This is a genomic window from Streptomyces sp. ID05-26A, assembly GCF_033794685.1.
In the GTDB taxonomy this organism is placed as follows: Bacteria; Actinomycetota; Actinomycetes; order Mycobacteriales; family Pseudonocardiaceae; genus Lentzea.
In genome coordinates this window covers 74,196-87,729 of record NZ_JARAYZ010000002.1, presented here as the reverse complement: position 1 = coordinate 87,729, position 13,534 = coordinate 74,196, and the positions used below count along the sequence as shown (strand labels likewise).

The 13,534-nt window shown below is 70.3% G+C and carries 9 protein-coding genes; 5 read left to right on the top strand and 4 right to left on the bottom strand.

The features are described 5' to 3' along the window. Window positions 1–39 precede the first annotated feature (39 nt). Window positions 40–1,284 (top strand): MFS transporter, encoded by a 1,245-nt coding sequence (locus PV646_RS16090; RefSeq protein ID WP_500342565.1) that lies wholly within the window; start codon window positions 40–42, stop codon window positions 1,282–1,284. Between the two features lie 5 nt (window positions 1,285–1,289). Then, a complete protein-coding gene (locus PV646_RS16085) occupies window positions 1,290–1,901 on the top strand; it encodes a TetR/AcrR family transcriptional regulator (RefSeq protein WP_500342564.1) in 612 nt (203 codons plus the stop codon). Between the two features lie 6 nt (window positions 1,902–1,907). Here the strand turns inward: PV646_RS16085 and PV646_RS16080 are convergent, their stop codons facing one another. Further along, the gene (locus PV646_RS16080; RefSeq protein WP_500342563.1) at window positions 1,908–3,299 is read right to left on the bottom strand and encodes a pyridoxal phosphate-dependent decarboxylase family protein; all 1,392 of its coding nucleotides are present in this window, start codon (window positions 3,297–3,299) and stop codon (window positions 1,908–1,910) included. 81 nt (window positions 3,300–3,380) lie between these two features. Here PV646_RS16080 and PV646_RS16075 point away from each other — a divergent pair, with 81 nt between their 5' ends. Then, window positions 3,381–3,818, top strand: a complete 438-nt coding sequence (locus PV646_RS16075) for an Lrp/AsnC family transcriptional regulator (protein ID WP_500342562.1) — start codon at window positions 3,381–3,383, stop codon at window positions 3,816–3,818. A gap of 83 nt (window positions 3,819–3,901) precedes the next feature. Here PV646_RS16075 and PV646_RS16070 read toward each other — a convergent pair whose 3' ends face one another. Further along, a complete protein-coding gene (locus PV646_RS16070) occupies window positions 3,902–6,799 on the bottom strand; it encodes an ATP-binding protein (protein ID WP_500342559.1) in 2,898 nt (965 codons plus the stop codon). Window positions 6,800–6,934: 135 nt separating this feature from the next. Here PV646_RS16070 and PV646_RS16065 point away from each other — a divergent pair, with 135 nt between their 5' ends. Both PV646_RS16065 and PV646_RS16060 read left to right on the top strand, forming a co-directional pair. Next, complete coding sequence (locus PV646_RS16065) at window positions 6,935–8,497, top strand: S8 family peptidase (RefSeq protein ID WP_500342558.1); 1,563 nt, start codon at window positions 6,935–6,937, stop codon at window positions 8,495–8,497. A 21-nt stretch (window positions 8,498–8,518) separates the two neighbouring features. After that, window positions 8,519–10,051 carry a S8 family serine peptidase gene (locus PV646_RS16060; RefSeq protein ID WP_500342556.1) on the top strand — a complete coding sequence of 511 codons (1,533 nt, stop codon included), beginning with the start codon at window positions 8,519–8,521 and terminating at the stop codon, window positions 10,049–10,051. A gap of 74 nt (window positions 10,052–10,125) precedes the next feature. Here PV646_RS16060 and PV646_RS16055 read toward each other — a convergent pair whose 3' ends face one another. Together PV646_RS16055 and PV646_RS16050 are read right to left on the bottom strand one after the other, a co-directional pair. Beyond that, complete coding sequence (locus PV646_RS16055; protein ID WP_500342553.1) at window positions 10,126–11,928, bottom strand: trypsin-like serine protease; 1,803 nt, start codon at window positions 11,926–11,928, stop codon at window positions 10,126–10,128. Between the two features lie 133 nt (window positions 11,929–12,061). After that, window positions 12,062–13,516 (bottom strand): phospholipid carrier-dependent glycosyltransferase, encoded by a 1,455-nt coding sequence (locus PV646_RS16050; protein WP_500345016.1) that lies wholly within the window; start codon window positions 13,514–13,516, stop codon window positions 12,062–12,064. Window positions 13,517–13,534 lie beyond the last annotated feature (18 nt).

Here is a 13,534-nt window from a genome sequence, read left to right as displayed (position 1 = left end):
TGACGACACTATGTTGACTGACACAGTAGCCTGCTCAGCATGCCCACCACCGCACTGAGACAGGTCCTCTCCACCGGCGGCCGCGCCACCATCGGCGTTCTGGCAGGCCTCCAGGTCGTGGACAGCGCCGACGGCGTGATGTTCGTGGTCTTCGCGCCGGAGATCCGCGAGTCGCTCGGCATCAGCACCGGGGCCATCGGCGTCGTCGGCTCCCTGACCGGGGTGATGGTGGCCGTCGCCGCGCTTCCCCTCGGCCTGCTGGGCGACCGGCACCGCCGCACGTCGATCGTGGGCGTCGCGACCCTCGTCTGGGCCGCGGCGGCCGGGGTGTTCGGTCTGGCGCAGAACCTCTGGCAGGCCGTCGCGGTCCGCGTGGTCGCGGGCATCGGCAAGGCCAACGAGGGGCCGATCCAGTCGTCGTTGCTGGTCGACGCCTATCCACCGGCGGTGCGCGGGCGGGTGCTCGGGCTGCATCGCGGCGGGCAGCCGCTCGGCATCGTCGCCGGTCCCCTGCTCGCGGTGGCGTTCGCGGCGTTGATCCCCGAGGAGCACGAACCGTGGCGCTGGGCGTTCGCGTTCCTCGCCGTGCCGGCACTGCTGCTCGGACTCGCCGCGCTGCGGCTGCCCGAACCGGCCCGGGAGCACTCGACGGCGACACCGCGCGGCGCGCTGAAGGACCTGAGGAAGATCCCGACGCTCGTGGGCGTGGTGGTGGCGCTCGGCGCGTTCGGCGTCTCCGTGATCACCGTGCCGATCTACCTCAACGTCATCCTCGAGGAGCAGCACGGGCAGGGCGCCGTGGCCCGGGGCCTGATCATGTCGGTCTGCGCGGCCGGTGGGCTGCTGGGGGCGGTGGTCAGCGGGGTGACGAGCGACCGCCTGTTCCGCCGCAGCCCCCGGGCCTGCCTGCACCTCGCGGCCGGCGCGCTCTCGGTGCTGGGCATCGGGTTCGCGGCACAGGCGTACGCAACGGACGTCACGACCTACGTGGTGATCGGGGTCGTCGTGCAGGCCATGACGTTCGCGGGCATCGTCCCGCTCAGCCTGGTCGTGGCGTCGGTGACGCCCGCGGAGTTCCGGTCGACGGCGTTCGGGCTGGTCGGCGTCTTCACGGCGGCGGTCGGCGGGCTCGGCGGCGCGGTCGTCAGCAGCGTGGCCGAGAAGCTCTGGGGCGTGCAGGTCGCGGTGGCACTGGTGGCTCCGGCGGCCTCGGTGGTCGCCGGGCTGGTGCTGGTCTCGACGGCTCGGCACGTGCCGGGTGACCTCGCGCGAGTCGTACGATGATCGCTGTGACCTCCCCTGGGACGCGCCGGATCGACGAGATCGGCGACGAGAGCCGCCGCCGGATCCTGGACGCCGCCGAGGAACTGTTCGCCGAGCGCGGGTTCGACCGCACGTCCTTTGTGGACATCGCGAAGCGGTCGGGCATCAGCCGCGGCTCGATCCCGTGGCACTTCAAGAACAAGGACGGCCTCGTGATGGCCGTCGTCGAACGGGCCGTCGGCCGGATCTGGCCCACCGAGCGCTACGAGAGCGTGCCGTCGCTCGCCGAGGTGTTCAGCGAGACGGCGGAACTGCTGCGGACCGGCAACTCGGCGCTGGTGTTCATGATCCTGGTCGAGGCGCTGGGCGATCGGGGTGTCGTGCACGACCAATACCGGGAGTTCTTCGCCCGCAGGCGCGAGGGCATCGAGGAACTGCTGCGGTTCAAGCGTCCGGCCGGCGTCGATCCCGGCCGGGCCGCCGAGCAGGAGCGCACCGCCGCCGTGGCGTTGAACGGTGCGCTCCTGGGCATCCACCTGCAGGCGCTCGTCGATCCGGAGAACGTCGGCCTCGACGCCGCGCTGGTGTCGATCGCGACGATGTTCGACCGGAACCTCGCGGACGTCTGGCGCGACTAGCCTCGGTCAGCGGAGTCGTTCGAGGATCAGGTCGATGTCGGCCTCGGACGTGCGGTGGTTGGTGACGCAGGCGCGGATGCCTCGTTTCCCCGCCACCACAACGGGTCCGAGCAACGCGACGTTCTCGGCGGCCAGCGTGGTGAGCAACGCGGTGTGCTCCTCCGGCGAGGCACCGTCGACCTGGAAGCACACGGCGGTCAGCGTGACGGGCGCCAGCAACGTCAGCCCGGGCGTGGCCTCGATGCCGTCGCCCAGCCGCCGCGCCAGCCGGAGAGTGCGCTCGTTGGCCTCGCGGAACGCCGACACCCCGAACGCCCGCAGCGCGCTCCACACCTTGAAAGCCTTGAAGTTGCGGGACAGCTGCGGCCCGTAGTCCATGTAGTCGGTCATCAGGGGATCCTCGGCGACCGTCAGGTACGAGGAGTCGAACGCGAAGGTGTCCCGCAGCTTCGAGCCGTCCCGCACGAGCAGGCAGCCCGCCTCCAGCGAGGCGTACAGCAGCTTGTGCGGGTCGAGCGTGATCGAGTCGGCCCGCGCACATCCGCCCATCAGCCCGCGCATCTCCTCCGACAGCAGGAAAAGCGCGCCGTAGGCACCGTCCACGTGCAGCCACAGGTCCTCCGCGGCGCACAGGTCGGCGATCGCGTCGATCGGGTCCACCGATCCGGTCGACACCGTGCCGCAGGTCGCGACCACGCACCACGGTCGCAAGCCCTCGGCGCGGTCCTCCTCGACAGCCGCCCGCAACGCGTCCACATCCATGCGGTGCAAGGAATCCGTGGCGATGTGACGAACGTTGTCCAGGCCGATGCCCAGGATCGCGGCCGCCTTGTCGACGCTGCGGTGCGCCTCGACCGAGGTGTAGACGACCAGGGGTGGCGCCGACCGCTGCAGACCGTTGGCGTGGAAGTCGGGCACGCGGTCGCGCAGTGCCGTGGCCAGTGCCTGGAGCGTCGCGAGCGAACCACCGCCGGTGAGGATTCCCTTGGTGCTCCTGGGAAATCCGATGACCGACGCCAGCCACTCCAGCACCGAACGCTCGACCACACCGGCCGCCGGGGACAGCTGGGAGAAGTTGCAGTTCTGGTTGATCGCGGCGGCCATCGCCTCGGCGTACGGCGCGATCCCGTTGGGCGGCCCGAGCACGTAGGCGAGGAACCTCGGGTGCGCCACCGTCGTCGAGTTCGGCAGGATCGTGTCCTCCCAGCTGTCGAACAGCGCGTCCACGCCGCTCCCCTGCTCCGGCATCGGCGTGGCGAGCAACGAGGCCAGCGCGTCCCGGTCGGGCGCCGGCAGGACGTCGGCCTTGGCCAGGCCGCGTTCGTAGCCGTCCAGCAGCGCGAGCAGCCGCGCACCGGCCCGGTCGCGTTCGTCGTCGGTCAGCAGAAGTTCGTTCACGACAAGCAGATTAGGCCGCAAAGCCTGGCACACGATTGCCACTTCAACCCCAGTTGGTCGCGTTCGTGGCATGATCTGCCAGTGGATCGCATCGATCGAGCAATCATCCGTCACCTCCGGGAGGACGGGCGCCTCACGAACACCGAACTGGCCGACAAGGTGGGCCTCACGCCGTCACCGTGCCTGCGGCGGGTGCGGGCGCTGGAGGAGGCCGGGGTGATCACCGGGTACCACGCCGCGATCGACCCGGTCGCGCTCGGCCGCGGGTTCCGGGTCCTGGTGCACATCGACCTCGCCGCGCAGGACACGGCGACCATCGAGGCGTTCGAGGCGAAGATCGCGGAGATCGACGCCGTGGAGTACTGCGCGCGGATGTTCGGGCAGCCCGACTACCACCTGTGGGTCGCCGTCGCCGATCTCGTCGCCTACGAGCAGCTCTACATGTCGGCTCTCACGAGGCTGCCGGGTGTGGCGCGGACGAACTCGCAGTTCCCGATGAAGACCGTGCTACCGCGGTAGCGCCGCCTGCGCGCGGCAAGACGGCCAGTTGTGGGGCCGCGGCAGAACTGTGGCGGCAGAGCTGCGAGCTGACCGGGCTCGACCTAGACGAGGTCCTCGGCCTGCAACTCGGCCCGCGACGACACGCCGAGCTTGCGCAGCACCCGTGCCGCGTGCTGCTCGACGGTCCGCGGCGACAGGAACAGCACGTCCGCGATCTTGCGATTGGTGTGCCCGGCGACCAGCAGCCGGGCGACCTCCTGCTCACGCGGTGACAGCTCGTCGCCGTACCCGCGCCTGCCGCGCCGCGACGGTTTGCCGCCGCCGATGCTGCGCAGCTGGTGCCGGCACCGGGCCGCGTCGCGGGTGGCGCCCAGGCCGTCGAACGTGTCCACCAGGACCGACAGGATCTCGGCGGCCTTCTCCTGGTCCGACGGCAGCAGGCAGGCGGCCTCGCGTTCGGCCACCAGCGCGGCGTAGTACGGCGCGGGCAGTGCCGTGTACCGGTCCGCTGCCTCGCGGAACAGCGACACGGCGGCGTCGAGCCGGCCCCGTGCCTCCGCGAGAAGTCCCCTGCACCAGGCCAGCGAGGCGAACGCCATCGGCGCGTCCCTGTCCTCGATCCCGGCGGCCATGTCGACGATCAACGACTCGGCGTCGGTCTCCCGGCCGGCCGCGAGGAACGTGGCCACGGCGACCGGGCCCAGTTCGGTCGCCCACACCCAGACGCCCTTCACCCTGATGATCGCCAGGCCCCGGTCGACGTCCACGCAGGCGCGGGTGATCTCGTCCTGGGCGAGCATGGTCCGCGCGAGGGCCGCGCAGCCCGCGATGGCGACCGGGGTGATCGACTCCTCGGGGGCGAAGGCGCCCGTCTCGGTGAGGTGGTCGGTCGCCTCCGCCCACTCGCCGCGCGCCGTCGCCAGCGAGCCCAGGATCAGGCACAGCTCGCTGGCCAGCGGGAACAGGTCGCGGTACTCGTCGAGCAGGGTCTGCGCCCGCACGGCCAGGCCGTCCCAGTCGCCGCGCAGCCAGTCGAGGCGAGCCCTCGTCGCGTGCGCGGTGCTCGCGGTGAACGGGGCTCCGCACTCGGCGGCGAACCGCAGGCCGTCGCGCAGCAGGTCGGCGCACTGGCTGAAGTGACCTGTCGTGGTCAGGGCGTCGGCGAGGTTGCAGTGGGCGCGGGCGAGCTGGCGCAGTTCGCCGGACGTCGTCGCGGGCCGGTAGTCCCACTCGGCCAGCACCGACGGGTCGCCCGTGTGCATCTTGGACCCGACCTCGTTGGCGTACAGCGCCAGCTGCTGTTCGAGGTCGGTCTCGGCCGCGCGGGCCCGGCTGACGCGGTCGAGCCAGGGCTGGACCTCGCTCATCGGGGTCATGCCCAGGTAGGACAGGCCGAGCACGGCTTCGCCGCGGGCGGCGAGGTCCGGGCGTTCGGTCAGGTCGGCGACGGCCCGTTCGAGCTCGGAGCGCGCCTCCTCGATGCCGCCGGCCTGGCGGATCAGCAGCACGCCCCGGTAGTGCCGGACCTGTCCGCGCGCGGCCGTCGACAGGCGCCGGTCCGACAGCAGCCGTTCCAGCGCCTCGGTCGGATCCAGCTGGTCGAGGCCCTGGTGGGCGATCTGGCCGAGCTTGATCGCGAGCCGGTCGACGTCGGCCGCGGGCACGGCCGGGTCGAGCAGCAGCCGTTGCAACAGGGCCGTGGCGGTGCCCGCGTCGCCGTTCTCGACGGCCCTGTCCGCGGCGGCCTCGCCGTAGCGCAGCCACGCGGACGTGCGCCCGGCCCGTTCGCTGTGCTCGGCGAGCTGGACGAGCGGACGGGGTTCGACCTGGTCGAGCACCTCGACGGCGCGGTGGTGCAGCTCCTGCCGGTCGGGGCCACTGAGAGTGTCGTAGACGGCCTGCTGGGCCAGGGCGTGCCGGAAGCCGTACCGCCGTGCGTCGACCTCGTGCAGAACATGCCCACTCAGCGCGTGCGTCAACGCCGCCCGGCTCTCGCTGATCTGGGCCACCTCGCCGAGCAGTTCGGCGGACGCGGGCGCGCCCAGCACGGCGGCGGCTTGGACCAGCCTCGTCGCCGCCTCGGGCAACGCGGCGAGACGCTCGGCGATGGCGTCGCGCAGCAGCACCGGCACGTCGACGTTGTCGAGCAGCCGTCGCGCCGTGGCACCGTCCGCGTGCACGGCACCGGCGGGATTTCGCAGCGCCCGCAAGGTCTCCTCGACCACGAACGGGATGCCCGCAGTGCGTTCGTGCAGCTTGGCCGCGAACTCCGCCGACACCGTTTCGCCGTCGAGGATCGCGGACGTCAGCGCCCGCACCTCGGCCACGTCGAGCGGTTCGAGTTCGAGCAGCGCGCTGGTGATACCCGTCGGCGGCCGGTACGCCGTGCCCAGCGGCATCCCGCCGGGCACGTCCTCGCGCCGGTAGGTGACCACGATGGACAGATTGGCGGGCGGATCGCCCATCAGGAACCGCAGCAGCTGCCGGGAACCGTCGTCGGCCCAGTGCAGGTCCTCGACGACCAGCAGCACCGGCCCGAGCACGCCGAGGAGTTCACGGAGAGCGCGGAAGAACCGGTGGCGGTCCGCGCGCGGATCACCGGTCGAGGGCAGCGGCGCGGGCAGGTACCCGGCCAGCTCCGGCAGCAGCGCGCCGAGCACACCCGACACCGGGCTCAGCCGCGAGTGGTTGCGCGCCAGGCGATCCGTGCAGTCGCGCAACGCCTCGAGCACCGCGCCGTACGGGAACGGCTCCCCCACCGGCTGGCAGTGGCCCATGAGGACGGAGATCGGCCCCAGGTCTGCGTCGAGGAGCTCGCGCACCAGGCGTGACTTCCCGACGCCCGCCTCACCCTCGATCATGATCACCGCGGGGTGGCTCGGCACGGCGGCGCGCAGCGCGCCGAGCTGGTCACCTCGCCCCACCAGCACCGGCGAGCTCGTGCGCATCAGTCCGCTGGGGTCGCAGCGCCGCGCCCTGGACCTCGGTGTCCGGCTCATCCGCACCGATGGTAGGTGAAAGACGGGTATCCCTACGTAGAGATATCCGGATTGTTCGCCGTTCGACGCCGCCCGAAGGTGATCGGCACGTGGTCGCCCACCCCTGCCGAGGCGGCCGAGAACGGAGAACCAGAGATGCGACTCGATCGCACAACACGCGTGCTCGCGGCGGCCGGTATCGGTCTGGCCGTCGCAGCGGCGGTGAGCAGCCCTGTTTCCGCCCAGACGGGGTCGATCCAGAAGACCGACAGGCCCGTCTCGGGCAGTTACATCGTCGTGTTCAAGGACGGCGCGAGCGACGCTCCCACCACCAACGCGAAGGCGCTCGACCTCGCCCGCAAGCACGGCGGCAAGGTCAGCAACACCTACGTCGCGTCGGTCCGCGGCTTCGCCGTGAAGCTGGACGAGGCGGCGGCGCGCAGGCTCGCCACCGACCCGTCCGTCGCCTACGTCCAGCAGGACGGCTGGGCGAGCATGTCGGACACCCAGACGAACCCGACCTGGGGACTCGACCGGATCGACCAGGCGAACCTGCCCGTCGACGCGAAGTACACCTACCCGAACACCGCGTCCGCCGTGACCGCGTACATCCTGGACACCGGGATCTACAAGCAGCACACCGAGTTCGAGGGCCGGGCCAAGGACGGCTACGACTTCATCGACAACGACGCCGACGCGTCGGACTGCCAGGGTCACGGCACGCACGTCGCCGGCACGGTCGGCTCGAAGACCTACGGCGTGGCGAAGAAGGTGAACCTGGTCGCGGTCCGCGTGCTCGACTGCTCCGGCAACGGCCAGTACTCGCAGATCATCAAGGGCATCGACTGGGTCGCGCAGAACGCGAAGAAGCCGGCCGTGGCGAACATGAGCCTCGGCGGCGGTGCGGACTCCACTGTGGACAACGCGGTGAAGCGCGCGATCGCGGCGGGCGTGACGTTCGGTCTCGCGGCCGGCAACAACAACGGCGACGCCTGCCAGACCTCGCCCGCCCGCGTGCCGGAGGGCATCACGGTGGCCGCCAGCGACTCGGCCGACAAGCGCTCGATCTACACCGGCGGGCAGGCCTCGAACTGGGGCTCCTGCGTCGACCTCTTCGGGCCCGGCTCGAACATCACGTCGACCAAGAACGGCGGCGGCACCACGTCGATGGGCGGCACCTCGATGGCCACCCCGCACGTCGTGGGTGCCGCCGCGCTCTACGTGTCCGCGAACCCGTCCGCAACCCCTGCCCAGGTTCGCGACGCGCTGGTGAACAACTCCACGCCGGACAAGATCAGCGACCTGCGTGGATCGCCGAACAAGCTGCTCAACATCAGCTTCATCGGCGGCGGTGGCCCGGACCCCGAGCCCTGTGCCGCGGCCACCAACGGTGACGACGTGTCCATTCCGGACACGAACACCGCGGTGTCCTCGTCGGTGAACGTCACCGGCTGCACGGGCAAGGCGTCCACCACCACCAAGGTGAAGGTGGACATCAACCACCCCTACACCGCTGACCTGGCCATCGACCTGGTCGGCCCGTCCGGCGCCACCTACAGCCTCAAGAAGGCCAAGGGCGCGACCTCGTCCGCCGGTGTGCACGAGACCTTCACGGTCGACGCCTCCGCGGAGAACCGCAACGGCACGTGGAAGTTGCAGGTGACCGACGTCTGGACCTACGACGCCGGGAACATCGACACCTGGACCCTGACGTTCTGACGAGTTCCGGAAGGACTTCCCATGCACCGCACCACCTGCGGGCTCGCCGTTGTGTTCGTCGCCTCCGCCCTGCTGGCCACCCCGGCTCAGGCGGCTGAAGCCGACTTCGTCAAGGCCAAGAATCCCGCGACCGGCGGCAGTTTCATCGTGTCGTTGAAGCCCGGCGCCGCCATCCAGGCGTCGTCGCAAGCACTCACCCAGAAGTACGGCGGTTCCCTCGACGCCGTGTTCTCCCACGCCATGCGCGGTTTCCAGGTCAAGAACCTGACCGAGGCCGCGGCGCGGAAGCTGGCGGCCGACCCGGCCGTCAAGGCCGTCTACCAGGACGGCACCGCGCGGGCGCTCGACGTGCAGACCAACCCGACGTGGGGCCTCGACCGCGTCGACCAGGCGAATCTGCCGCTGGACAAGAAGTTCACCTATCCCAGCGGTGGCGCGTCGAACGTGACGGTCTACATCACCGACACGGGCGTGAAGACGAACATCGCCGACTTCGAGGGGCGCGCGTCCGTGGGCGCCGACTTCATCGAGGACGGCCAGAACGGTCAGGACTGCTCCGGCCACGGCACCCACGTGGCGGGGACGGTCGGGTCGAAGACCTGGGGCGTGGCCAAGAAGGCCAAGCTGGTCTCGGTCCGCATGCTCGGCACCAGCTGCACCGGCAACGGCCCCGACTCGGCCGGTGTCAAGGCCATCGAGTGGATCACGGCGAACGCGCAGAAGCCCGCCGTGGTCAACGCTTCCTGGACCTTCGACACCGCCGACATCGGCAACGACGCCATCGCCGGCATGGTCGCCTCCGGCGTGCAGATGGCCGTCGCGTCGGGCAACAGCTCGACGAACGCCTGCTCCACCGGTCCCGCCAAGATCGCGTCGCTCATCACGGTGAACGCGACCTCGTCCAACGACGCCCGTGCCTCGTTCTCGAACTACGGCAACTGCACGGACATCTTCGCGCCGGGTGACAACATCACCTCGCTCGGACTGAACGGCGGCAGCACGAACATGTCCGGCACGTCCATGGCCACCCCGCACGTCGCGGGGGTCGCGGCCCTGTACCTGTCGGCCAACCCGTCCGCGAGCCCCCAGGCCCTGCGCGACGCCCTGGTGAACGGCGCCACCGACGGCAAGGTCACCAATCCGGGTTCCGGTTCGCCGAACAAGCTGCTGTACAGCGGTTTCATCGGCGGCGGTCCCGACCCGCAGTGCGGTCCCGGCACGAACGGCGACGACGTGTCCATTCCGGACACCGGCACCGCCGTCTCGTCGTCGGTGACGATCTCGGGCTGCACTGGCAATTCCACTGCCTCGGCAACCGTCAAGGTCGACGTCGACCACACCTACACCGGCGACCTGGCGATCGACCTCGTCAGCCCGTCCGGCAAGTCCTACGTGCTGAAGAAGGCGGGCGGCGCCTCGTCGTCGGCGGGGGTCCACGAGACCTACACCGTCGACCTGTCCTCGGAAGCTCGTAACGGCACCTGGAAGCTGCAGGTGAAGGACGTCTACACGTACGACATCGGCAACATCGACACCTGGACCCTGACGGTCTGATTCCCACCACCACGAGAAGAGCCCCGGAGCCGTTGCGGCTCCGGGGCTCTTCCCTGTTCCCCTGCCAGGGGGAGCTATCGGGTGACGGTCAGCGTGAACGTCGTCGTGCCGGTCTTGCCGTCGGCCGAGGTGGCCTTGATGGTGATCGGGTAGGTGCCAGGCGGGGTGGAGAAGTTGGTGAAGATCCAGACGTTGCTGCTGCCGTTCTGGCCGACCGTGGCCGGGTTGAACGACATCTGGGCGCCCGTCGGCACACCGGACGCGGTGAGCGTCAGGTTCCCGCTGCCACCGGAGGCCTTCACCAGGGTCTGGCCGAGCAGCCCCTGCTTGACCGTCGCGGACGACGGCGTCGCGGTCACGGTGACCTCACCGGTGGGCGGCTCGCTGCCTTCCACCGTCAACGACACCGTGGTGGTGGCCGTCTTGCCGTTCGCGTCGGTGCCGGTGACCGTGATGCTGGAGGTACCGGCGGTCGCGGTGGTGGAGACGTCCAGCGTGAGTTTGGCCGAGCTTCCCGCCCCGATGCTCGCGGGCTGGAAGGCCGCCTTCACACCGCTGGGCACGCCCGACGCGGACAGGGTGATCGTCTGGCCGTCGCCGTTCGACGAGATCGTCGTGGAGACGTACTTCCCCTTGGCCGCCTTGACACTGCTCGGCGAGGCGCCCAGCGTGAAGTCACCCGGCTGCGGGTCGCCGCCACCGGTGACGGTCAGCGAGTACTTGCCGGACGCGGTCTTACCGCTCGACGTCGTGCCGGTGACCGAGACCTCGTAGGTGCCGTTCGGTGCCGAGGTGGTGGCGTCGAACGTGACCTTGGCCGAGTTGCCGGTGGTGACCGACGTCGGCTGGAAGACCGCCTTCACACCGCTGGGCAGGCCCGAAGCCGACAGCGTGGCGTTCTCCGCGCCACCCGATCCGGCGGTGGTGGTGATGCCGGCGGAGATCGTCTTGCCCGCCGCCACCGAACCGCTCCCCGGCGCGACGCTCAGCCCGAAGTCGCCGACCGGAGGCTGCTCGCCGACCTCGGTCTTGACCCAGTCGCCCATCTCGTTGTCGAGGCGGCCGTAGATCGAGTACCACTTGAAGTCCGACCGGCTCCAGGACGCGACGCCGTAGATCTTGCCGTCGAAGATCAGCGGGCCACCGCTGTCCCCGGGCAGGATCGAGATCCGGCCGTCGGAGTACCCGGCACAGATCATGGTCGCCGACTTGAAGCCCGCGCCGACGCCCTGGCAGACGCTGTCGCCGTTGACGACCGGCAGGCTCGCCTTGTCGAGGGTGACGTCGGCGGAGTTGTCGTTGAAGTCCTTCTTGCCGTAGCCGAAGCCGAGGCCGGTCTTGCCCGGCGCCGCACCACCGGAGTCGGCGGACGTGGCGACCTTCGGGTACGCGGCACCACCCTTGAGCGCGATGTCGCGGTCCACCGTCACGACGGCGACGTCGAAGCCCTGGTCGAAGTTGACGTACTTCGGGTGCTTCTTGTAGCTGACGACGTTCACGGCGAAACCGGTGCCGTTGCCGTTGTTGTAGTCCTTGAGGTCGTCGAGCCCGTAGACGAACTTCTTCTCGCCCTGGGCATCCGCGCAGTGCGCCGCGATGAGGATCTTGCGCGGCGCCACGACCGTGCCGGTGCAGGTCTGGCCCTGCGGCCGGGTGCCGCCGGCGCGGATGCCGGCGACGATGCCGGGGAACTCGCTCACGGTGGCGTTCTGCCCGCCGACGAACATGGGCGAGGCGTCACCGAGGTTGGCGGGGACGGTGTCCCCCAGGTAGTTCGCCGCAGGGGCGTTCGGCGGTGCGGCGTTCGCGATGCTGACGGGCGTCAGCACCGTGGCCGCGACCAGGGCCAGCAGGCCCCAGGACCGTGTTCTCGTCACGTTGGTTCCTCTCCGGATCTCGGAACGGCCCACCTCAGGGCAGGGACGGGGGCCGTTCACTGCGATCACTGTCGGAGCAGGACACGTGCGGAACAATCAGGGTCCGCATCCGTAGGGGTACGGAACTTTCTCCCTACGGTCGGCGGAAGATCGTGATGGAGTGGCCGACGACGTCGATCGGCGTGCTCGTGTCGATCAACTCCCGCAGCGCGTCATCGGCCTTCGCGATGGCCGTGTTGGACACGACGAGCAACCCGTGCACCTGGTCCCGCGCGACCTTGCGCGGGTCGGCCGCGCGGATCCCGTAGTGCTCGGGCACCCCGGAGCCCTTGTAGACGAGCCACTTCCGTTCGCTGGGGTAGCGCTTCAGGCGTTCGGCGAGCCTGCCGAGGTCCTGACCCCAGTCGACGTTCGAGTCGTGCAGGTGCAGGTGGGTCTTGGACGGCCCGCCGAACACCTCGTTGGAGTACGGCAGGTAGAACGGGAACGTCCACAGTGAACTCGCGGCGACCAGCGCGACCGCGATCGCGGCATAACGCCGGTGGGCGACCACGGCGGCGGCGACCGCGAGGAACATCGGCACGAAGATCGCGTACCGGACGCCCAGGTCCCGGTCGCTCGTCATCGCGAACAGCAGCAGTGCGGCGGCGGGGGCGAGGACGTACGCGGCCGCCGGGCGTTTGATCATGGCGACGGCTCCCGCCGCCCAGAGCAGCAGGGCGCCCACCGGTGTCTTCACCAGCAGCGCGGCCGGCAGGTAGTACCAGTGCGAACCCTCGTAGTGCGTGCCGAAGAGGTAGCCGCCCCAGACTCGGTTCTCGAATCCCAGCTGGACGCGCATCCCGTCGAGGTACGGCTCGGGGAACGGCAGCAACCAGACCGGCGCTCCGGGCAGGCCGGGCGGAGTCTCCCAGCGCAGCAACGGATCCACCGCGAGGTACGACGCCCACACGACGGCGATCGCGATCAGCACCATGGCTAGCGCGGCCCTGACGCGGGCCTGCCAGAAGACCAGGAACAGCAGCACCGGGACCGCGGCCAGGGTGCTCATCTTCGTCGCCAGCGCCGCGCCGAGCGCGAGTCCGGCGAGCGGCAGGTAGAGCGCCGGGTTGGCCCGTGCCCGCCACAGCAGCCAGGCCGACGTGAGCAGGAACCCGGCCGCCGGAACGTCCAGCGTGGCCAGCGATCCGTGGGCGATGATGTCCGGCGAGAACGCGTAGAGGGCCAGCGCGACGAGCCCGCCCGACCGGTTCGTGACGTCCGCGGCGAACAGGAAGACGACCAGCCCGAACAGCAGCGTGAGCACGATCATCGGCAGCCTGGCCGCCAGCAGCAACGCGCCGGGGTCGTTGCCCGACTCGTAGAGCAGGTGCCGGCCCAGTTCGGTCTGGTCGCCCTGGAAGCCCGGGTCGAGGCGCGCGTCCGCGAACGCGAGGCCGGTCGCCATGATCAGTTTGCCCAGCGGCGGGTGCTCCGGGTTGTAGCGGAGGCTGTGCTGCTCCAGGTAGACGACCGTGGCGCCGATGTAGACGGGTTCGTCGACGGTCGGCGTCTGCGCGGCGGCGGTGGTGATCATCGCGATCGCCATCTGGGCCAGCAACACGGC

Coding starts and splice junctions, on each gene's coding strand:
- PV646_RS16070 (WP_500342559.1), bottom strand. CDS start 6,799: ATGAGCCGGACACCGAGGTCCAGGGCGCGGCGCTGCGACCCCAGCGGA.
- PV646_RS16060 (WP_500342556.1), top strand. CDS start 8,519: ATGCACCGCACCACCTGCGGGCTCGCCGTTGTGTTCGTCGCCTCCGCC.
- PV646_RS16050 (WP_500345016.1), bottom strand. CDS start 13,516: ATGGCGATCGCGATGATCACCACCGCCGCCGCGCAGACGCCGACCGTC.
- PV646_RS16090 (WP_500342565.1), top strand. CDS start 40: ATGCCCACCACCGCACTGAGACAGGTCCTCTCCACCGGCGGCCGCGCC.
- PV646_RS16065 (WP_500342558.1), top strand. CDS start 6,935: ATGCGACTCGATCGCACAACACGCGTGCTCGCGGCGGCCGGTATCGGT.